Raw genomic sequence first — 19583 nt, 5'->3', positions numbered from 1 at the left:
GGTGACCTTGCCGCCGAAACGCTTTAAGAGCGGGCCAATCGCCCAGAACCCCGAGGCCCGGCCCCAAATGACCAAACCCCTCAAACCCAAACGCGCGCAGATCTATACCGAGCGGGATCGCGAAAACCTGCGCTGGCTCTGGTCGCGCTATCTGCGAAAGAAAGCGCCGTGGCTGTTCGTGGTGCTGGGCATGATCCTCGTGCAGGGCGTGGTTTACCAACAGTTCCTGTCCATGACCGAAAGCGGGCTGCGCGTGATCTTTGACAGTGGCAGCGTCGCAGATCTGGTGATGGTTTGCCTCGTCGTATTCTTCCTTTTCGCCTTGCGCGGCCTCATGTCCTACCTCGTGCCGCGCGTCACGATCTGGATTAGCAACGACGCGATATTCCAGATGCGCCGCGATTTGATCGCGCACATGATGGCGCTGGACCTTGCCTATTTTGAGCGCACGAAATCGGGCGAAATCATCCAGCGGCTGGTGTCGCAGACGCAGGCACTTGGCGTCTTTGTCGGACAGGCGACGGCGAATGCCGTGCGCGATGCGGTCACCGTGATCATCGTGTCGGGCTATCTGATCTGGAAGAACCCGATCCTATTTTCTACCGCGGTCGTGGTCCTGCCCTTTATCATCTGGATCATGAACTACGTCTCGGACCGGGTGAAAATCACCCAAGGCGACGCCGAAACCGCCCTTGGCGAATACATGAACGGCATCGAAGAGACCGTGAACGGCATGCGCACCGTCAAGATCGCCAGTCAGGAGGGCGTCGAGACGGACCGCCTGATGAAGGGCACGGGTACGCTGCGCACTCTGATGAACCGCGTCCAGATCACGCAGGCGCTGGTAATGCCGTCGATCGACCTCAGCTCAGCGTTTGTTTACGTGCTGGTCATCGGCGGGGGCGGCTACATGGTGCTGTCGCCCAATTTCGACATGGACGGCGCTGGTATCATCACCTTCCTGCTGGGGATGGTCATGGTATTTGATCCGGCCCGCCTGCTGGCCTTGTTTTTTGGCGCTCTGCCGTCGAACCTGGTAGTGCTGGACCGCATCCGCCGCCTATATGACGAGGTGCCGTCGATCACCGACAAAGAGGGCGCGGTCACCGAATTCGACACCGGCGGCGATATCGTGCTGGAGGATGTGCATTTCTCCTACAGCCCGGACCAGCCGCTATTTCACGGCCTGGATATGACCTTCAAGGGCGGCGACGTGTCGGCCATCGTCGGCGCAACCGGGTCAGGCAAGACGACGGTGCTGTCGCTGCTGACGCGGTTATATGACACCAAGGGCGGGCGCATCACCATCGGCGGCCAGCCCATCGACCAGCTAAAGGTCGGCGCGCTGCGCGGGGCGTTTTCGGTCGTCGCGCAGGATATCGTGATCTTTAACAATTCAATCTGGGAGAATATCCGCTACGTAAATCCCGACGCCACCGACGAAGAGGTCTGGCAAGCCGCCGAGAATGCCGAGATTGCTGACCTCATTCGGGCGCGCGGTAATGCCCCCGTTGGCCCCAAGGGCGCGCAGCTGTCGGGCGGGCAGAAACAGCGCATCGCCATCGCACGCGCGTTCCTCAGCGACGCCCCGATCCTGCTGCTGGACGAGGCAACCAGTGCGCTAGATCAGGCCACCGAAGCGCGCATCAAGAGCGCGCTGGACCGGCTGACGCGGGGCCGCACGACAATCGTGGTCGCGCACCGGCTATCGTCGATCGCGGACGCGGACCGCATCTATGTCATGGAGGCCGGGCAACTGGTCGAGTCCGGGCGGCATGACGAACTGCTCAAGCAGAACCGGCTCTATGCGCAGCTTTATCATGCGCAAAAGCAGGGATATGACAAGAAGTAGGGCCGGGCCAAATGGCGCCCGTCAGGCAATTGTTGCACCCTTGCCCCCATCTGTCCCAGCCCATACCTTCACGCCAATCATCCCTCAGAGGAGCCAAGCATGACCCAACGCCTTCACCTCGTCTTTGGCGGCGAACTGACCAATCCGTCGCAAAACGTGTTCAAGAACGTCGACGATCTGCATATTGTTGGCATCTTCCCCAACTACAAATCCGCCCATAACGCATGGAAGGCCGAGGCCCAGCGCACAGTCGACAACGCGCATATGCGCTACTTCATCGCCCACCTGCACAAGCTGCGCGACGAAGAAGTCGCCGCCTCACCCACTGAAGAGCTGGGCTGAGGCCCGCACCATGGCGCGCTCGATCAGCCTTGCAGCCTACATGGCGCTGGCCCGGCGTGGCGCGGCTGCGGAGGATTCATTCGCCCCAGCGGCCAAGCGGCCAGAGGGCGCGCTGATCTGGGGCCATGCGACCAGCCTCGAACATGCCAACGCGCTGGTGCAACTGGTCGAGCGTTTGGCGGCGCAGCGTGGCAATGCGCCCGGCATCGCAGGCGGCGGGCTACACCTGCTGCTGACCACCGGGCAGGACGTCCAATTGCCCAGACATGCACGCGCCCTGACCTATTATCAACCGCTGAGCGGCGACACGGCATCCGAGGCCGACGCGTTCCTCGCCCATTGGCGACCCGATATCTGCCTTTGGACCGGGGGGGATCTACTGCCCGCGCTACTGACCTCGGCGGACGTCGCGGGCGTGCCGCTGATCCTTGTCGATGCCGACGCGGCGATGCTTGAGCGGTCCATCTGGCGCTGGCTGCCCGATATGACGCCCGCGCTGCTGGCGCGATTTCGCAGGATCATGGCGCGCTCGACCAGAGATGCGCGTCAGTTGAAGCGGCTGGGCGTCGATGCCGACAAGGTCACGGTCACCGGTCTCTTTCAGGAAGGCGCCATCGCCCTGCCCTATAACGAGGTGCTGCGCGACGAAATGGCCACCTCGCTGCGCGGGCGCCCCATATGGCTGGCCGCGATGGTCAGACATTCCGAATTGGACACTGTCCTGACGGCGCACCGGCAGGCCAGCCGCCTCGCACACCGATTGTTCCTGATCCTCGTGCCGGACGATCCCGAGGAAACCGAGGCGTTTCGCGCGACGCTGCGGCAGGGAAACTGGCGTCATGCCATCTGGTCGCAAGGCGGGATGCCCGAAGAGGCGACGCAGGTGCTGCTGGCCGACACGCGCGGCGAGATGGGGCTGTGGTATCGCCTCGCCACGATCGCGTTGATGGGCAATTCACTGCGACCCGGCATGAGCGGGAGCGATCCGAATGGGCCTGCGGCCCATGGCGCCGCAATCGTCTATGGCCCGAATGTCGCGCACTATCTGCCCAGCTACAAGCGTTACGCAGGGGCCGGCGGCGCGCGCATCGTGCGCGATGCAGATACGCTGGCCGCCGCACTGGCGCATCTGATCGCCGCAGACCGCAGCGCCACGATGGCCCATGCCGCGTGGGAGGTTGCGACCGCAGGCGCGGAGGTGACCGACCGGATACTGGAGCTGCTTCACGACATGCTCGACGATCTGGAGCTTGGTTGATGCGCGCGCCTGCCTTTTGGCTGCGCAGTCCTTCTGCGCCCGGCCTGCGCGCGCGGTTGCTGTCGCCACTGGGGATGCTTTATGCCCGCGCCACCGCCCGGCGGCTCGCACAGGGATCGCCAACGCGCGCAGCCGTGCCGGTGATCTGCGTCGGAAACCTGAACGCAGGTGGCACGGGCAAGACGCCGACGGTGATAGCGCTGGTCCAGCATTTGGTGAACCGTGGCCGCGCCGTGCATGTGGTCAGCCGCGGCCATGGCGGACGGCTGGACGGCCCGGTGCAGGTGGACCCCGCCGCGCATGATGCCGCCGATGTCGGGGACGAACCGTTGCTAATCTCGGCCTTTGCGCCCGCTTGGGTGGCCAAGGACCGCGCCGCCGGGGCCATTGCCGCGGCCGAGGCTGGCGCCGAGGTGATCGTGCTGGATGACGGATTTCAGAACCCGTCGCTACACAAGGATCTGTCGCTGGTCGTCGTCGACGCCGTCGTCGGTTTTGGCAATGGTCGCTGCCTGCCTGCCGGGCCGCTGCGCGAGCCCGTGGGCGTCGGCCTCGCGCGGGCAGATCTGCTGTTGTCCATCGGCGGTGCGTCCGCGCAAGAGGCGTTTCAAACCGCGTGGGGCGATGCCATCGACCTGCCTCATCTGCGCGGTAGGCTTGCGCCCCTGCAGACCGGCATGGACTGGACCGGCACGCGCTGCCTGGCCTTCGCGGGGATCGGGCATCCCGAGAAGTTCTTTGCCACTTTGCGCGGTATGGGTGCCGATCTGGCCGGATTCGAGGCGCTGGACGATCACCAACCGTTCACACCCGCGCTGCTGACACGGCTGGAGGCCGAGGCTTTTCGCCTCAGCGCGCAGTTGGTGACGACCGAAAAAGACGCAGTGCGATTGCCTGCAGGATTTCGGGCCAAGGTGCTGACGCTGCCTGTGCGGCTGGAGGTCGAGGATTGGTCGGCTTTGGACACGCGGATTGAGGCGTTAGGATTGTAGCACAAACCGGGCGATGCCTGGTTCAGCCGTTTTCGCCCAGTTTAGGTGACGGATTGCTCAGCGAAAGGGCCGCATCTGAAAACCTGATCGGCGTCCGGACCCCCGGCACACCATCCGGCGCAATCTGCATCCCGCGCGCCACGACTTGCGGATCGGCGTAAACCTCGTCCAGCGTGTTGATCGGTCCGGCGGGCACACCCGCGCCCTCACAAGCCGACAAAAGCGCCTCTTTCGAGAAGGTCGCCGTCCTCTCGGTCAGCAGCGCGCTTAGCTGATCGCGCCGCGCGACGCGGCCCTCATTGCTGGTGTATTCAGGCGCTTCTGCCAATTCAGACAGGCCCAGAACACCACACAAACGCCGGTATTGCGCGTCATTGCCAACGGCGATGATGATATACCCGTCCGAGCAGTCGAACACCTGATACGGTGCGAGGTTGGGATGGAAATTCCCGATCCGCCCCGGTGCCTCGCCGGTGGACAAATAGTTCATCGACTGGTTCGCCGTCACGGCCACGGCTACGTCAAGCAGCGCCATGTCGATCTGCTGGCCCTTGCCGGTCGCTGTGCGCTGATGCAGCGCGGCGAGGATCGCGGTCGTGGCGTAAACTCCGGTAAAGATATCGGTAATCGCCACGCCCACGCGCTGCGGCTGCCCCTCGGGCGCGCCGGTGATCGACATCAGGCCCGACATGCCTTGGATGATATAGTCATAGCCCGCGCGGTGCGCATAAGGGCCGTCCTGTCCGAAGCCCGTGATCGAGCAGTAGATCAGCGCCGGGTTGACCTTGGCCAGACTGGCATAATCCAGCCCGTATTTGGCAAGGCCCCCGACCTTGAAATTTTCGATGACGATGTCGGCCTCGGCCACCATGTCCCGCACTTTTGCCTGACCCTCGGGCGTGCGGAAATCAGCCGTCACGCTGGTCTTGCCGCGGTTGCAGCCGTGGAAATAGGCGGCCGAGCGATCGCCCTCACGCTCAATGAAGGGCGGGCCCCAACGACGGGTATCATCGCCCTCGGGGCTTTCGACCTTGATCACCTCGGCCCCTAAATCGGCCAAGGTCTGACCGGCCCAAGGGCCAGCCAGAATGCGGGCCAACTCAATGACTTTTAGGCCAGCGAGGGGCGCCGCGCTCATTCTGCCAGCTTCTCGTCGATGATCGTCTTCAGCTCGGAATAGGCCATGTTGCTGTATTGCGTTCCGTCGATCATCAGCGTCGGGGTGGACGAAATCTCGTCGGCATCCTTGTTCTGGTTGAACCACGCCAACAGCGTCTCGGCCTTTTCGGAATCCTCGAAACAGGCGTTGATCTGGTCCTCGTCCAGACCGGCGACCTTGCCGATGCGGCGCAGGTTGTTCGAAATCGTCACGGCATCATCCGCTGCCAGCCATTCCTTTTGCTGCTCATAAAGCATGTCGGAAATGCCAAAGAACCGATCCGGTCCCGCACAACGCGCCAGCATCGACGCCCAAAGGCCGACGCGGTCGAAATAGACGTCGCGGTAGATGAAATGCACTTTGTCGGTGTCGATGTAGTCGCGCTTCAGCTCCTGAAAGGTGGTCTGGTGGAACGTCGCGCAATGCGGGCAGGTAAAGGATGCGTATTCGGTGATCGTCACCTTGGCATCCTCAGGCCCCATGGTCATTTCGGTGATCGACGAGGTGTCGACGTCGGCATAGTCGGTTGCTTGGGCGACTGCGGCGCCCACGGGCTGCTGGCCGCCCAGCTGCCACCATGCCGCGCCGCCAACGATGGCCGCGAGGGCAGCCCCGATCAATACTCTCCGCTTCATTGTGGTATTCCTTTTGGATCAGCGTTTAGCTCTGGATAATACGTTTTGCGCAAGGGCTTCAAGCGCTGCGCGCAGGCCTGCATCAGCTATCGGCGCGGCGATGCGTCGCGCCTCGGCCACAGTCGCCGGATCTGGCGCGCGTGGCACAGGTTTCGGCGCGCGATGTTGAAAGCTGACCTGCCCATCGGCAAAGCCGGTCGGTGCCGTCTGGGTAATGGTGATGCGCGAGATGGCGTTGTAGCCATAGACGCCGTTGACCTTTGCGCGCAGCGTTTCCTTCTGCATCTCCAGCATCGGAGCCTGCGCGCCGGTGGTCAGCAGGGTCAGCGTCGCGCCCATGCCGCCGCGTCCGTAGTCTACCTTGACCGGGCGCGCGATGGCGGCGATATCCTCGCCCACAATCTCGGTCCACTGGGTCAGCAGGCGCGATTCGGCAAAGCCGCGGCTCTCGGATGTCTTGCGAATCCGGTCCTGGAGCAGCGTGCTGGAGCGTGCGAAACCCTTGGTGGTGGCGCGGCGGGGCGGCATTGGTTGACCTCCTGTGGCTAAACGCCATTTTAGGGCATGGGCCGTGTCATGCCAGCAGATATCCCGAATAGGACATAAAGAATGCGTGAGACGGTAAATGCCGCCGATTTGTCCCAACCCAAGGCGGCTGACCTGCTGGACTGGTATGACCGTTACGCGCGCGACATGCCATGGCGCGTCGGTCCTGCCGCGCGCAAGGCTGGCGATCTGCCCGATCCCTACTGTATCTGGCTGTCCGAGGTGATGTTGCAACAGACGACCGTTGCCGCCGTCACCGCCTATTTCCAGCGGTTTACAGCGCGCTGGCCCACAATCGCCGATCTGGCCGCCGCCGAAGATGGCGACGTCATGGGTGAGTGGGCGGGCCTTGGATATTACGCCCGCGCGCGGAATTTGCTGAAATGCGCGCGGGTTGTGGTGGCAGAACATGGTGGGCATTTTCCCAGCGACCACGCGGCGCTGCTGAAGCTGCCCGGTATCGGTCCCTACACCGCCGCCGCGATATCCGCGATCGCGTTTGATGCACCTGAGACCGTGGTGGACGGCAATGTTGAGCGTGTGATGGCGCGCCTGCATGATATCCACACCCCTCTACCAGCCGCCAAACCAATACTGATCGCCGCCGCAACCGCGCTGACGCCCCGCAAACGCCCCGGCGATTATGCGCAAGCGGTGATGGATTTGGGCGCAACCATCTGCACCCCGCGCAGCCCGGCCTGCGGCATCTGCCCTTGGCGCGAGCCTTGCGTCGCGCGCGCAAACGGCACAGCGCCCGAACTGCCCAAGAAAACGCCCAAGAAGGCCAAGCCGATCCGCCTTGGCATCGCCTATGTCGTGCAACGCAGCGACGGCGCGATCCTGCTGGAGCGGCGGGAGGGTCGCGGCCTTTTGGGCGGTATGCTGGGCTGGCCCGGCAGCGACTGGAGCGAAGACGCACCCGCACCCGCCCCACCCTTGAATGCCGATTGGCAAGGGCTACCAGAGGAGGCGCGCCACACCTTTACCCATTTTCATCTGCGCCTTGGAATCGAAGTGGCACAGGTCGGAATGGAGGCCATGCCATCGCGCGGCGACTTCATCCCGCTCGCTCAGTTTCAGCCCGCGCAACTGCCCACAGTCATGCGTAAGGTGTTCGATCTCTCGCGTGGCGCGCTGCGCGAAATCGGCTAGACTACGCGCATTATGCAACGGAGCCGCCCCATGTCCACCGCCGCCCAGATAAGGCAAGCCATCCCCTTCTGGATGTCGCTACTGCTAATCCCGCTTGCGGTGCTAGGCGCGATGCTGGGCGGCTGGACCGTGGTCTTGCTGCCAATCTTTACGTGGTATTTCTTTTCGCTGCTCGATGCGATGCTTGGCCTCAACGCCGATAATCTGGACTTGGAGAGCGACACCAGGTGGTATCGCGCCATCACGCTGGTCTGGGCGCCGGTGCAGTTTGTCCTGCTCTTCTGGATGATCTGGTATGTGCCCCAAGCCGCGCATCTGGGCACGCTGGAGACAATCGTGCTGTTCTTTGGCGTCGGCGTCATCACCGGCACGATCGGCATCACCTACGCGCATGAGTTGATGCACCAAAAGCCCAAGGTCGAGCGTTGGATGGGCGATCTGTTGCTGGCCATGGTCCTTTATTCGCATTTCCGGTCCGAACATCTGCAAGTGCATCATCGCCACGTCGCCACCCCGCGCGACACAGTGACAGCGCGGTACAACGAGGGGTTTCACCGCTTCTTTTTTCGCGTGCTGCCACAGTCCGCGAAATCCGCTTTTCGCGCCGAAGCAGCGATGCTGGCGCGCAAGGGTCGCAAATGGACGCATCTTAGCAATCCGTTCTTTCGCTACTGGGCGCTACAGGCCGCGATGCTGGCCTTTGCCCTGATCCTCGGCGGATGGGTCGGCCTCGCCCTATTTCTCTGGCAGGCGCTGGTCGCGATCTGGCAGCTGGAGCTGGTCAACTACGTCGAGCATTACGGCCTGACCCGCGAGCATCTGGGGGGCGGCAAGTATGAGCATGTCAAACCGCGCCACAGCTGGAACGCGACGCATAAGGCGACGAACTGGCTGCTGATCAACCTCCAGCGCCATTCAGACCATCATTACAAGCCCGACCGCCGCTTTCCATTGCTGCAAAACTATTCCGAGGATGACGCGCCGCAGCTGCCTTATGGCTATCCAATCATGACAACGGCCGCGATGGTGCCGCCCCTTTGGCGGCGCGTGATGAACCGACGTGTGCGGGCATGGCGCAAGACACATTACCCGCAGATCACCGACTGGCAGCCCTACAACAAGGCCAGCAATCCACCCCCGGCTTGAAGGCGCGGGGGCGGAGGACTAGCGTGGGGCAAACACCAGCCCAAGGTTACCTCATGCCAGATTCGTCGCAGCTATTTCCGCATCTGTTCAGCCCCTTCACAATCGGCGCGGTCGAGGTGCAGAATCGTATCCTGTCGACTGGCCATGACACGTCGATGGCGCACGCCGGGCAGGTGACGGACGCGATGATTGCCTATCACGAGGCACGGGCGCGGGGCGGCGCGGGCCTGATCGTGTCTCAGGTCGTCGGGGTGCACGAAACCGCGCGCTATACCTCGCACGTTCTGATGGGCACGGACGATGATTGTCTGCCGGGGTTCGAGAAACTTGCGCAGACCGTCCATGCCCACGGCACCCGCATCTTTGCCCAGCTCTTTCATCCGGGGCGCGAGATCATGGAGGTCGCGGACGGCACCGCGCCGGTGGCCTATTCGGCGTCGGCCACGCCCTCGGACAGATTCCACGTCATTCCGCGCGCCATGACCCAGCGGATGATCCGCGAGGTGGTGGAGGGCTACGCCGCCGCCGCACGGCGGATGCAGCGTGCGGGTCTGGACGGAGTCGAGATCGTCGCCAGCCACGGCTACCTCCCCGCGCAATTCCTCAGCCCGCATGTGAATCTGCGCGAGGATGACTATGGCGGCAGCGCGGAAAACCGGATGCGTTTTGTCCGCGAGGCGATTGACGCCGTGCGCGATGCAACTGGCAGCGGCTTTGTGATCGGCCTGCGCATTTCGGGCGATGAGCATACGCATGACGGGATGGAAGACGCGGAAAGCCTTGAGGTGATCCGCGCGCTTGCGCCCAGCCTCGATTATGTCAGCGTCATCGCTGGCACTTCGGCCACCATGAGCGGCGCGATCCATATTGTGCCGCCGATGTTTGAACAGGCCGCATACCTCGCCCCCTTCGCCCACGCGGTAAAGCAGGCCGTGGACATCCCCGTGATGGTCGCGGGCCGCATCAACCAACCGCAAGAGGCCGAAGGCATCGTCGCCTCGGGGCAGGCCGACATGTGCGGCATGACCCGTGCACTGATCTGCGATCCCGCAATGCCCGGCAAGGCGCGTGAGGACCGGCCCGACGATATCCGCGCCTGCATCGGCTGCAATCAGGCCTGCATCGGGCATTTTCACAAGGGCGTGCCGATCTCGTGCATCCAGTTCCCCGAATCGGGGCGCGAGCTGCGCTATGGGACGTTGCGCAAGGCAGATGCGTCCAAGTCGGTCTTGGTCGTCGGCGGCGGCCCGGCGGGGATGAAGGCCGCCGCGACTGCTGCCGCGATCGGGCATCATGTGACTCTTCATGAGGCCGCCGCACAGCTGGGCGGTCAGGCGCTGCTGGCGCAGCTGTTACCGGGGCGCAGTGAATTCGGCGGGATTGTCAACAATCTCAGCCGCGAGATGGCGCGCGCGGGCGTCACCGTGCATCTCAACAGCGAAATGACCGCCGAAGCGGTGGCAAAGGCCGCCCCGGATGCCGTCATCGTCGCCACCGGCGGTACAGCGCGGATGCCGCAGGGGATGGAGTTCGGCGAGGATGCGCATATCGTCACGGCTTGGGATGTGCTGCGCAGTCACGCCAATGTCGGTGGGTCGGTCACCATTGCCGATTGGCGCGCCGATTGGGTGGGCCTCGGCGTCGCCGAGCTGCTGGCCAGCGCGGGCCGCCGCGTACGCTTGTGTGTAAACGGCACCCATGCGGGCGAAATGCTGCAAAGCTACGTGCGCGATGCGATGGTGGGCCGCGTCCAGAAACTGGGGGTCGAGATCATCCCTTACGCCCAACTCTATGGCGCGGACGAAGACACCGCCTATTTCATCCACGCCGCCAACGGCGAGGCAATGCTGGTCGAGGACACCGAGACACTGGTCCTGGCGCAGGGAACGGACGTGTCGGACGCGTTGCTGACCGCGCTGGACGGTTATGCGGGGCAAGTCATCGGCATCGGTGACTGCATGGCGCCAAGGACGGCAGAAGAGGCTGTTCTGGACGGGTTAAAGGCCGCTTGGGCGCTGTAAGTGCCGCTGTGGAATTTGAGTATTTTCAGAACGTTGAAAGCCTGCCGGGAACACTTTCTACGTTCTGAAAATACTCAATGGAGCGGCGCCTCAGATACATGTTAAGCCCAATACAAATTATGGCCCCGCAAAAAAAGACGCCCCACCGAAATATCGGCAGGGCGCAGTTAAATGGTGCCTAGCGTCAGACCACAGGCACCGGCGGTGTTCTTGTTTATCTGGTGAAAACCTTAGTTCGGGCGGTCGGCCATCTCGGCGCGGATTTGCTGGCGCAAAAGGTCGATCGGCACACGCTTGCCGTCCTTCTTGAAATGCCAGTAAGTCCAGCCATTGCAACTTGGCGCGCCTTCCAGATGGGCGCCGACCTGATGTATCGAGCCTTTGATATCATCGCCGATCAGCGTGCCGTCGGCGCGCACCTTTGCCTTGTGGCGCTGGTTCAGGGAATACAGTTCCTCGCCCGGGCGCAGCATGCCGCGCTCGACCAATTGACCGAAGGGCACGCGCGGCTCGGCGCGTTTGGATGTGCTGACCTGCAGGGCCTCGCGGTCGAATTTGCGGATACCTTTCAGGCGCTTTTCAGCAACCTTGCGATAGGCCTCTTCGCGCTCGATCCCGATGTAGTCGCGGCCCAGCATCTTGGCCACGGCACCGGTCGTGCCGGTGCCAAAAAACGGGTCCAGCACAACATCGCCGGGGTTGGTGCTGCCCACGATGACGCGGTGCAGCAGGCTTTGGGGCTTTTGGGTCGGATGTGCCTTGTCGCCGGCCTCGTCCTTCAGCCGCTCGTGGCCGGTGCAGATCGGTAGCACCCAGTCGCTGCGCATCTGCACACCGTCATTCAGCGCCTTCAGCGCCTCATAGTTAAAGGTGTATTTGCCGCCCTCCTGCTTGGAGGCCCAGATCATCGTTTCATGCGCGTTGGTCAGGCGCTTGCCGCGAAAATTCGGCATCGGGTTCGACTTGCGCCAGACCACGTCATTCAGGATCCAGTAACCAGCATCCTGCAATGCGGCCCCGACGCGAAAAATGTTGTGGTAGGATCCGATGACCCAGATCGCACCGTTCGGCTTTAGCAGGCGACGCGCCGCTTTCAGCCATTCACGCGTGAACTTGTCATAGACGGCAAAGCTGTCGAACTGGTCCCAGGCATCATCGACGGCGTCGACTTGACTGTTATCCGGCCGGTGCAAATCGCCCTTGAGCTGTAGATTATAAGGCGGATCGGCAAAGATCAGATCGATCGAATTTTCCGGCAGCGCATTCATTGCGTCGATGCAATCGCCGCTCAGAATCTGATTCAAAGGGAGAGTCTGAGCCCCCTCAATGGTGGTCATCTTTGTCATATTATGCCTCTGTCCCGGCGCGTTTTTGCGCTCTGTCTGCTTGTGGATAAAGATCGGCTAAAGGCGATTCGCCGTCAATTTCTTTTTTGAATCAGCAGGTTAGTTATTTATCTTGATACAAGATATTGTGGACAGGTTTGAACGAACGTCTATGGTGAGGGGTCACGCCCAGATTTCGCAGCGCCTCTTTGTGGCTTTTGGACGGATAACCGGCGTTCGTTTCCCAGCCGTAGCCGGGATAGTGTTGCGCCAAATCCCACATGACACAATCTCGACATATTTTGGCCATGATTGAGGCCGCCGAAATGGAAACCGACAGCGCATCGCCCTTGATGATGGCGCGCGCCGGAATGGTCAGGCCGCGCGGGATCATGTTGCCGTCGATCAATGCCATGTCCGGGCGGCGCGGCAGGCCGTCGACAGCGCGCTGCATCGCCAGATGCGAGGCGCGCAGGATGTTCAGCTCATCTATCTCCGCGACGCTGGCATGTGCGATGCTGACCTCGGCGCAAGCAGCGATAGCGTCATAGCGCGCGCGGCGACGCGCGGCGCTCAACTTCTTGGAGTCGTTCAGGCCTTCGGGGATGCGCGCGGGATCCAGAACGACAGCGGCTGCCGTCACAGGCCCGGCCAACGGGCCGCGCCCGACCTCGTCGACGCCCGCGATGATGCCCGCACCAGCGGCGCGCGCCGCGTCCTCAAATGAATAGTCCGGACCTGCCATGCGCCGCAGAAAGCACGCCCCGCGTTTAAAAGCCAGCGCCCAAAGAAAAAGGGCCCAAGCCGGGCCCTTCTCGAACGTACCTATTTAGCTGGCATCAGTTGCTGTAGCCATAGGGCCGTGCGCTATAGCGATGTTGGTCTCCATATTGGTATTGGGGCGCGCGACGCTGGGCCCGGCGTTCCCGCACGATGCGGCGATGATCGGCATAGCCCTGACGATAGGCACGATCCACTGCTGACTTGTGGTGCTTGCGCTTGTGCTTGCGCATATGTTTGCGTTCATGTTTGCGCACATGTTTGGGTTCGGCCCGATACGGGCGATAGGTGCGGTAGGCGTTGTTGTTGTAGTAGCGTGGGGCAACCTGGCGCTTGTCCTTGCGCGCTTCTTGGATCACGGCGCCTACGATGACGACACCAGCGATAGCCGCCAGTGCGCGCGCCAGATCCCTGTCGCTCGCCGCCTGCGCGGGGGCCGCCGTCATGCCCGTGACGGCGATCGAGGCCGCGACGATGAGTGAAATGAATTTGCGTGACATTGATACGATTCCTTTCGATGTGATGAACAAAGACGTATTTTCAGGCTGGCCCCCTGCGCCCGGCCTAGCAATAACAGCGGTCTGTTATCGGATAACAACGTCGCACCGCGCCAAGGGTTATTGTATAGCGGCGCGCGCTTTGTCATTCTCAGGACCATGATGAAAACACTTATCCCTCTGGCCCTTGTGGCCCTCATGGCCGGCCCCGCCAGCGCCGCCTGCCTCGCTGAATACAAGGCCAAGCGGGACAACCCGCTTGAGCTGTTTTATGGCACCGCCAAGATCAACGGCGCCTGCACCAAGGCCGCCGCCAGCGCCCAGCTGAGCCGTAAACTCAAGGCTGAGGGGTTGACCTTGCTCAAGGTGCTATCGGTGTCCAAGCAATGACGGACGATGCCGTCTCGGCCGCTGATGCACGCCGGTCGGGCAGCCGGGTCGTGACATTCGGCGTCGTTGCGATCGTCGCGATCCTGACGCTAGCCGCCGTGCTGCTGTTTCTGACACTTCCCGACGCCGGGGCATTCAACGCGCGGGTCGAGCGGATATTTGTCGAGAACGACGCGCTGACCAGCGGCACCGACATCAAGCTGCTGGAAATCCTCGCCCTGTCCGGCACTGCGTTCAGCGAAACACTGGTCAGTTACCGCATGGTGATCTTTGTGCTGCTGGTCTTTAGCACCGCCCTACTGATCGCCGCACTGGTGTTCCTCGTCATGCTTACCTTGCTCAATCGCCGCATGGCCCAGATCGAGCGGTCGGGCATTCAGGTCAGTTCCCTTCTTATAAGCCGGGTCGAGAAGTCGGTCTATTTGAACAATATGGGATTCAAGCTGACCGATGCGGCGATGGAGACGCTTTCGGTGCTGGCCGAGGCGCGCATGGATGGTGATATCCTGTCAGGCGCCGAAATTGAGGGCATGATCTCGGGTCGTCGCCCCTCAGACTGCGAAGAGGCGGCGGGCGCAACGCGCATCAAGCGGCTGCGCGATACGCTGGGCAATCAGATGGTCAGCGAGCTGCTGGTCAAGAACATCGCACGGCAGGGCTATGTCCTTGCCATAGACAAGGATGTCATTCGCGTCATTTGATGGGCTGCAAAGGGTAAAGTCACCTGCCCTCTAATATCAGCCGCCCGTCAGGGCCTGATCGCGGAATGCACGTGTGGTCAGGATGAGCCCTGCGAGGGTTTCCATCTTGGTCAGTGCGGCACTCATATCCTCGGGCGCGATGCCCGACCCAGCCAGCAGGTGACGCGCGGCAAAATCGACCTCGGCCACCCCTTCGGCGCCGGTCATTGGTGCGATCTGAAAGCTGGCGCGCAGCCAGATGCCATCCATGACCGTGCGCAACTGAAAGGCAATTCGTGCGGCCTCACCCTCGGGAACGAGGGGGCGTAGCGCGCTCATCAGATTGCTGCGCATGCGCGCGTGCACGACCGTCTGGATACGCTGGCTTTGCCTGTTATGCGGCACATCCGAGCAGAGCGATATCCAAGCGTGGCAGATTTCCTGCTGAAACACCGGCGCGGCGAAATTGCCGACGATGATGGCATAGAGCCGCTCCAGAGGAGTCACGGCATGGTGCAACAGCTCGGTCACGCAATCGCGCAGCACGGTGTTGGCCTTGCGCTGGACCCCTTCAAACAGGGCGTCCTTATCCTTGAAATGATGCAGCACCACGCCCTTGGATACGCCCGCGATCTTGGCGACGCGGTCCAGCGTCGTTCCACGGATGCCGTGCCGCACCAATGCGTCGAAGGCAGCCTGCGAGAATTCGGCACGCCTGATATCTCTGATCGATTGCCGTGCCATACGCCTGCCGCCTTGCTAAGCGGCCACTCTATCGCGGCGGCGGCGGGGCCACAATATTTACCTTTTGACTATAATACTGACCATTGGTAAGTATTTCTAAGCACCGCTCGGGAAAGGACCCATCATGCAGGCCGATTTCGTCATCATCGGGTCAGGATCCGCCGGGTCGGCCATGGCCTATCGGCTGTCCGAGGACGGCAAGCACAGCGTTCTGGTGCTGGAATTTGGCGGCAGCGATGCGGGGCCGTTCATCCAGATGCCCGGCGCGCTGAGTTATCCGATGAACATGAAGCGATACGACTGGGGCTACACCTCGCAGCCCGAGCCGCATCTGAACAATCGCCGCCTCGCCGCGCCACGCGGCAAGGTGATCGGCGGATCGTCGTCGATCAACGGGATGGTCTATGTGCGCGGCCATGCGCGCGATTTCGATCATTGGGAAGAAAGCGGCGCGAGCGGATGGGGCTTTAGAAACGTGCTGCCATACTACAAGCGGATGGAGACGTGGGACGGTAACGGGCATGGCGGCGATCCCGCTTGGCGCGGCACCGATGGACCATTGCATGTCACGCGCGGGCCCCGGCTCAATCCGCTGTACGACGCCTTTGTGCAGGCCGGGCAGCAGGCGGGGTATGAGTTGACCGACGACTATAACGGCGAAAAGCAGGAGGGTTTTGGCCCGATGGAGCAGACCGTTTACAAGGGACGGCGCTGGTCTGCGGCCAATGCATATCTGCGGCCCGCGCTGAAACGGCCCAATTGCGATATGCTGCGCTGTTTCGTGCGACGCGTCATCATCAAGGAGGGGCGCGCGACCGGGGTCGAGATTGAACGCGGTGGGCGCGTTCAGGTGGTCACAGCGAACCGCGAGGTGGTGCTGGCCGCCTCTGCCTTTAACTCGCCCAAGATCCTGATGCACTCGGGCATCGGCCCTGCCGCGCATCTGGCCGAGCATGGTGTGGATGTGATTGCCGACCGGCCCGGCGTAGGCGGCAACCTGCAAGATCATCTCGAGCTTTATATTCAGCAGGCCTGCACGCAGCCGATCACGCTGTTCAAGCATTGGAACCTCTGGTCAAAGGGGATGATCGGGGCGCAATGGATGCTGGGAAAATCCGGCCTCGGCGCGTCGAACCAATTCGAAAGCGCGGCATTTCTGCGCTCGCGACCGGGTGTTGAATATCCCGATATCCAGTATCATTTCCTGCCGCTGGCCGTGCGCTATGACGGGAAAATTGCCGCCGAAGGTCATGGATTTCAGGCGCATGTCGGGCCGATGCGGTCGGCCTCGCGCGGGCGGGTCAGCCTGAGTTCGGGCGATCCGATGGCGGCCCCGCATATCGCGTTCAATTACATGGCGCATGATACCGATTGGCAGGATTTCCGCCGCTGCATTCGCCTGACCCGCGAGATTTTCGGGCAGGCGGCGTTCGATCCCTATCGCGGCAAAGAGATCCAGCCCGGCGAAGACGTGCAGAGCGATGAGCAGCTCAACGCCTTTATCGCGGAGCACGCCGAGAGCGCGTATCATCCCTGCGGCACCTGCAAAATGGGCGCAGTCGATGACCCGCAAGCGGTCGTCGATCCTGAATGCCGCGTGATCGGGGTCGATGGCCTGCGCGTCGCCGACAGCTCGATCTTTCCGCGCATCACGAATGGCAACCTGAACGGCCCCAGCATCATGACGGGCGAAAAGGCGGCAGATCACATCCTTGGCCGCGATCCTCTGCCCGCCTCGAACCAGCAACCTTGGATGCATCCCGCGTGGCGCACGACGATCAAGGCCGCTGAACCGGCCTAGTCCTTGCTGCCTTTGGGCGGGCCGCTGCGCGGCTTGCCGAATGGCTTTGCGCCGGGTTTGCCAGCAGGTTTGCCGCCCGGTTTACCACCAGGTTTTGCGCCCGGTTTGCCAAAGGGTTTACCGGCTGACTTACTCGCAGGGGCGCCCGGCTTGCTGGTATAGCCCTCACCTGCCTTGGTCGCCGCGCGGGCGCGGTTTTTCTTGCTGGAGGGTTTTCCAACAGGGGTCTTGTCCTTGGTATAGCTACCCGGCTTGCCCGCGAATTTCGGCTTGGGCGCGGCATCGGTAACGGCACCGTCGCGGGTGAAATCGGGCTTTGGCCCCTTGTGACGCGGCTTGGCCGGTGCGTCGGTCTTGGGCTTTTTATAGCGCGGCGCGGGCGCGTCATCATATTGCACCTTGGCGGTGCTTTTAGGTGCGCTCGGCTTGGGCGCGCGGTTTTCCTCGGGCGGCAGGATGGCGGGCAGGTCGTCCAGCTGGCTGGCAGGCGGGGGGCCTTTGCGCGCGGGTTTTTTCCACTCGGGCTTGGGTCCGGAATGGGACGTGGGCTTGCCGCCCGGTTTGCCTGCGGGACGCTGAGCCATCGCAGGGGGCTGAGCCAATTCGGCCACCTCTGCGCCGTCCTCGACGCGCATATTGTCGCCAATGGACGCCTTAAAACCAGCAGCGGCGGGCTTGCGCAGTTCCACATAGCTTTCGGTATCGCCAATACGGATCGCGCCGATATCTTCGCGCGTTATTCCGCCCGCCTTGCAGAGCATGGGCAGAAGGCGACGCGGCTCGGCCCCCTTGGCGCGACCGCCCGAGACCGAGAACCAGACGCTGGGGCCAAATGCGGCGCGCGGCGCGGGCTTTTCGCCCGGATCGCCGAGGTCTTCGGGCGCGGAATGTTTGCTGTGGAACATGCGCAAGTAGGCGGCTGCGATCTGTTCGGAAGAGAACCGCTCGATCAACTTGGCAACTGGACCCGCCTCACTTTCAGTGATCGCCTCGGACCATGCCTCATCGTTCAGCATCCGCTCTTCGTCTTTGGCGGTCACGTCGTCGGCCGAGGGCGCGGAGCCCCATTCGGCGCGCAGCTTGGCCCAATTCAGAATGCGCTCGGCCTTTTTGCGTGCCACCGGGGGCACTATCAAAACGCTGACGCCCTTGCGTCCGGCGCGGCCGGTGCGGCCAGAACGGTGCAGCAGCGTCTCGTGGCTGCCGGGCAATTCGGCGTGGACGACCAGATCGAGGTTAGGCAGGTCGATGCCGCGTGCGGCCACGTCGGTGGCAACGCAGACGCGGGCACGCCCATCGCGCATGGCTTGCAGCGCGTGCGTACGCTCGGACTGCGACAATTCACCTGACAGGGCCACAACGGCAAAGCCACGATTTGACAGGCGTGTGGTCAGGCGGGCGACCATGGCGCGCGTATTACAAAATACGAGAGCGTTCGGCGATTCGTAGTAGCGCAGCACATTGATGATCGCGTTCTCGCCGTCGCGGGGCGACACATTCAGGGCGCGGTATTCGATATCGGCATGCTGGCCCGCCTCGGCGGCAGCGGTACTGATGCGCACGGCGTCCTTTTGATAACCTTGCGCCAGCTTGGCGATGGCAGCGGGAACGGTGGCCGAAAACAGCAGCGTCTGGCGCTGCTCCGGCGCCTCGCCGAGGATGAATTCCAGATCCTCGCGGAAACCCAGATCGAGCATCTCATCGGCCTCGTCCAACACCACGGCGCGCAAGGCGCTGAGGTCGATGGAACCGCGCATGATATGATCGCGCAAACGGCCCGGCGTGGCGACGACGATATGCGCACCGCGCTGCAGCGCGCGCCGCTCGTCGCGCATGTCCATGCCGCCGACACAGGACGCCAGCACCGCGCCCGCCCCGGCATAGAGCCACGACAACTCGCGCTTTACCTGCAAGGCCAGCTCGCGCGTCGGCGCGATAATCAAGGCCAGCGGCGCGGCAGCTTCACTGAATTTTTCGGCCTCACCCAGCAGCGTCGGCGCGATGGCGAGGCCAAAGCCCAACGTCTTGCCCGATCCCGTCTGCGCCGACACCAACAGGTCCGAGCCGGTCAGGTCCGGATTCGTCACAGCCTCCTGAACGGGGGTGAGCGTGGTGTATCCACGGGCGGCGATGGCATCGGCGAGAGCTGTTTTCACGGGGTAAGGATTTTCTGCTGTTTCATGGGTGGGCACCAATACGGGAACCCCAAGGTGCGGCCTCTATACCTTTGTGTCGCAGATGTATAGCGGCGCAATGCCGCGCG

The 19583-nt window shown here is 62.6% G+C and carries 18 protein-coding genes; 10 read left to right on the top strand and 8 right to left on the bottom strand.

Annotated elements, in window-relative coordinates; all coding sequences use genetic code 11:
• The first annotated feature begins 67 nt into the window (after positions 1–67).
• The 4 genes from U3654_RS18640 to lpxK all read left to right on the top strand — a co-directional run bounded on the left by U3654_RS18640 (position 68) and on the right by lpxK (position 4444).
• On the top strand, positions 68–1852 hold the full coding sequence (locus U3654_RS18640) for an ABC transporter ATP-binding protein (protein ID WP_324753028.1): 1785 nt from the start codon (positions 68–70) through the stop codon (positions 1850–1852).
• Positions 1853–1951: 99 nt separating this feature from the next.
• On the top strand, positions 1952–2194 hold the full coding sequence (locus U3654_RS18635; protein WP_324753027.1) for a DUF4170 domain-containing protein: 243 nt from the start codon (positions 1952–1954) through the stop codon (positions 2192–2194).
• A gap of 10 nt (positions 2195–2204) precedes the next feature.
• Positions 2205–3452, top strand: coding sequence for a 3-deoxy-D-manno-octulosonic acid transferase (locus tag U3654_RS18630; protein ID WP_324753026.1), 1248 nt, complete (start codon positions 2205–2207; stop codon positions 3450–3452).
• Positions 3452–4444: a tetraacyldisaccharide 4'-kinase gene (gene lpxK, locus U3654_RS18625; protein WP_324753025.1), complete on the top strand. Its 993-nt coding sequence runs from the start codon at positions 3452–3454 to the stop codon at positions 4442–4444. The genes U3654_RS18630 and lpxK overlap by 1 nt, the downstream gene beginning before the upstream one ends.
• Before the next feature lie 22 nt (positions 4445–4466).
• Here lpxK and U3654_RS18620 read toward each other — a convergent pair whose 3' ends face one another.
• From U3654_RS18620 to U3654_RS18610, 3 genes are read right to left on the bottom strand one after another with little or no spacing between them, the layout of a single operon-like run.
• The gene (locus U3654_RS18620) at positions 4467–5582 is read right to left on the bottom strand and encodes a CaiB/BaiF CoA-transferase family protein (protein ID WP_324753024.1); all 1116 of its coding nucleotides are present in this window, start codon (positions 5580–5582) and stop codon (positions 4467–4469) included.
• Positions 5579–6238 carry a thioredoxin domain-containing protein gene (locus U3654_RS18615; protein ID WP_324753023.1) on the bottom strand — a complete coding sequence of 220 codons (660 nt, stop codon included), beginning with the start codon at positions 6236–6238 and terminating at the stop codon, positions 5579–5581. Before U3654_RS18615 ends, U3654_RS18620 begins: the two co-directional genes overlap by 4 nt.
• A gap of 18 nt (positions 6239–6256) precedes the next feature.
• Positions 6257–6766, bottom strand: a complete 510-nt coding sequence (locus U3654_RS18610; protein ID WP_324753022.1) for a DUF721 domain-containing protein — start codon at positions 6764–6766, stop codon at positions 6257–6259.
• A gap of 81 nt (positions 6767–6847) precedes the next feature.
• Between U3654_RS18610 and mutY the strand changes: the two genes are divergently transcribed.
• The 3 genes from mutY to U3654_RS18595 are packed head-to-tail and all read left to right on the top strand — an operon-like array spanning position 6848 to position 11103.
• Positions 6848–7936: an A/G-specific adenine glycosylase gene (mutY, locus tag U3654_RS18605; protein ID WP_324753021.1), complete on the top strand. Its 1089-nt coding sequence runs from the start codon at positions 6848–6850 to the stop codon at positions 7934–7936.
• Positions 7937–7966: 30 nt separating this feature from the next.
• A complete protein-coding gene (locus U3654_RS18600) occupies positions 7967–9082 on the top strand; it encodes an alkane 1-monooxygenase (RefSeq protein WP_324753020.1) in 1116 nt (371 codons plus the stop codon).
• A 53-nt stretch (positions 9083–9135) separates the two neighbouring features.
• Complete coding sequence (locus tag U3654_RS18595) at positions 9136–11103, top strand: FAD-dependent oxidoreductase (protein ID WP_324753019.1); 1968 nt, start codon at positions 9136–9138, stop codon at positions 11101–11103.
• Positions 11104–11333: 230 nt separating this feature from the next.
• Here U3654_RS18595 and U3654_RS18590 read toward each other — a convergent pair whose 3' ends face one another.
• The 3 genes from U3654_RS18590 to U3654_RS18580 form a co-directional block, all read right to left on the bottom strand.
• Entirely contained in the window at positions 11334–12449 is a 1116-nt protein-coding gene (locus U3654_RS18590) for a site-specific DNA-methyltransferase (RefSeq protein WP_324753018.1), read from the bottom strand.
• 103 nt (positions 12450–12552) lie between these two features.
• Positions 12553–13173 carry a ribonuclease HII gene (locus U3654_RS18585; protein ID WP_324753016.1) on the bottom strand — a complete coding sequence of 207 codons (621 nt, stop codon included), beginning with the start codon at positions 13171–13173 and terminating at the stop codon, positions 12553–12555.
• A gap of 94 nt (positions 13174–13267) precedes the next feature.
• Positions 13268–13708 (bottom strand): hypothetical protein, encoded by a 441-nt coding sequence (locus U3654_RS18580; RefSeq protein ID WP_324753015.1) that lies wholly within the window; start codon positions 13706–13708, stop codon positions 13268–13270.
• 156 nt (positions 13709–13864) lie between these two features.
• Here U3654_RS18580 and U3654_RS18575 point away from each other — a divergent pair, with 156 nt between their 5' ends.
• Both U3654_RS18575 and U3654_RS18570 read left to right on the top strand, forming a co-directional pair.
• Positions 13865–14095, top strand: coding sequence for a hypothetical protein (locus U3654_RS18575; protein WP_324753014.1), 231 nt, complete (start codon positions 13865–13867; stop codon positions 14093–14095).
• Complete coding sequence (locus U3654_RS18570; protein WP_324753013.1) at positions 14092–14796, top strand: hypothetical protein; 705 nt, start codon at positions 14092–14094, stop codon at positions 14794–14796. Before U3654_RS18575 ends, U3654_RS18570 begins: the two co-directional genes overlap by 4 nt.
• Positions 14797–14832: 36 nt before the next feature.
• Here the strand turns inward: U3654_RS18570 and betI are convergent, their stop codons facing one another.
• Positions 14833–15519, bottom strand: coding sequence for a transcriptional regulator BetI (gene betI, locus U3654_RS18565; RefSeq protein ID WP_324753012.1), 687 nt, complete (start codon positions 15517–15519; stop codon positions 14833–14835).
• A 124-nt stretch (positions 15520–15643) separates the two neighbouring features.
• On the opposite strand from betI, the gene betA reads away from it, so the two are divergent.
• Positions 15644–17320, top strand: coding sequence for a choline dehydrogenase (betA, locus tag U3654_RS18560; RefSeq protein ID WP_324753011.1), 1677 nt, complete (start codon positions 15644–15646; stop codon positions 17318–17320).
• Here the strand turns inward: betA and U3654_RS18555 are convergent.
• Complete coding sequence (locus U3654_RS18555; RefSeq protein WP_324753010.1) at positions 17317–19476, bottom strand: DEAD/DEAH box helicase; 2160 nt, start codon at positions 19474–19476, stop codon at positions 17317–17319. The genes betA and U3654_RS18555 overlap by 4 nt on opposite strands.
• Positions 19477–19583: the final 107 nt, after the last annotated feature.

The organism is Roseovarius sp. Pro17 (assembly GCF_035599575.1).
Classification (GTDB): Bacteria; Pseudomonadota; Alphaproteobacteria; order Rhodobacterales; family Rhodobacteraceae; genus Roseovarius.
The sequence above is the reverse complement of the archived record's forward strand: the minus strand, read 5'-3'. Positions and strand labels throughout refer to the sequence as shown.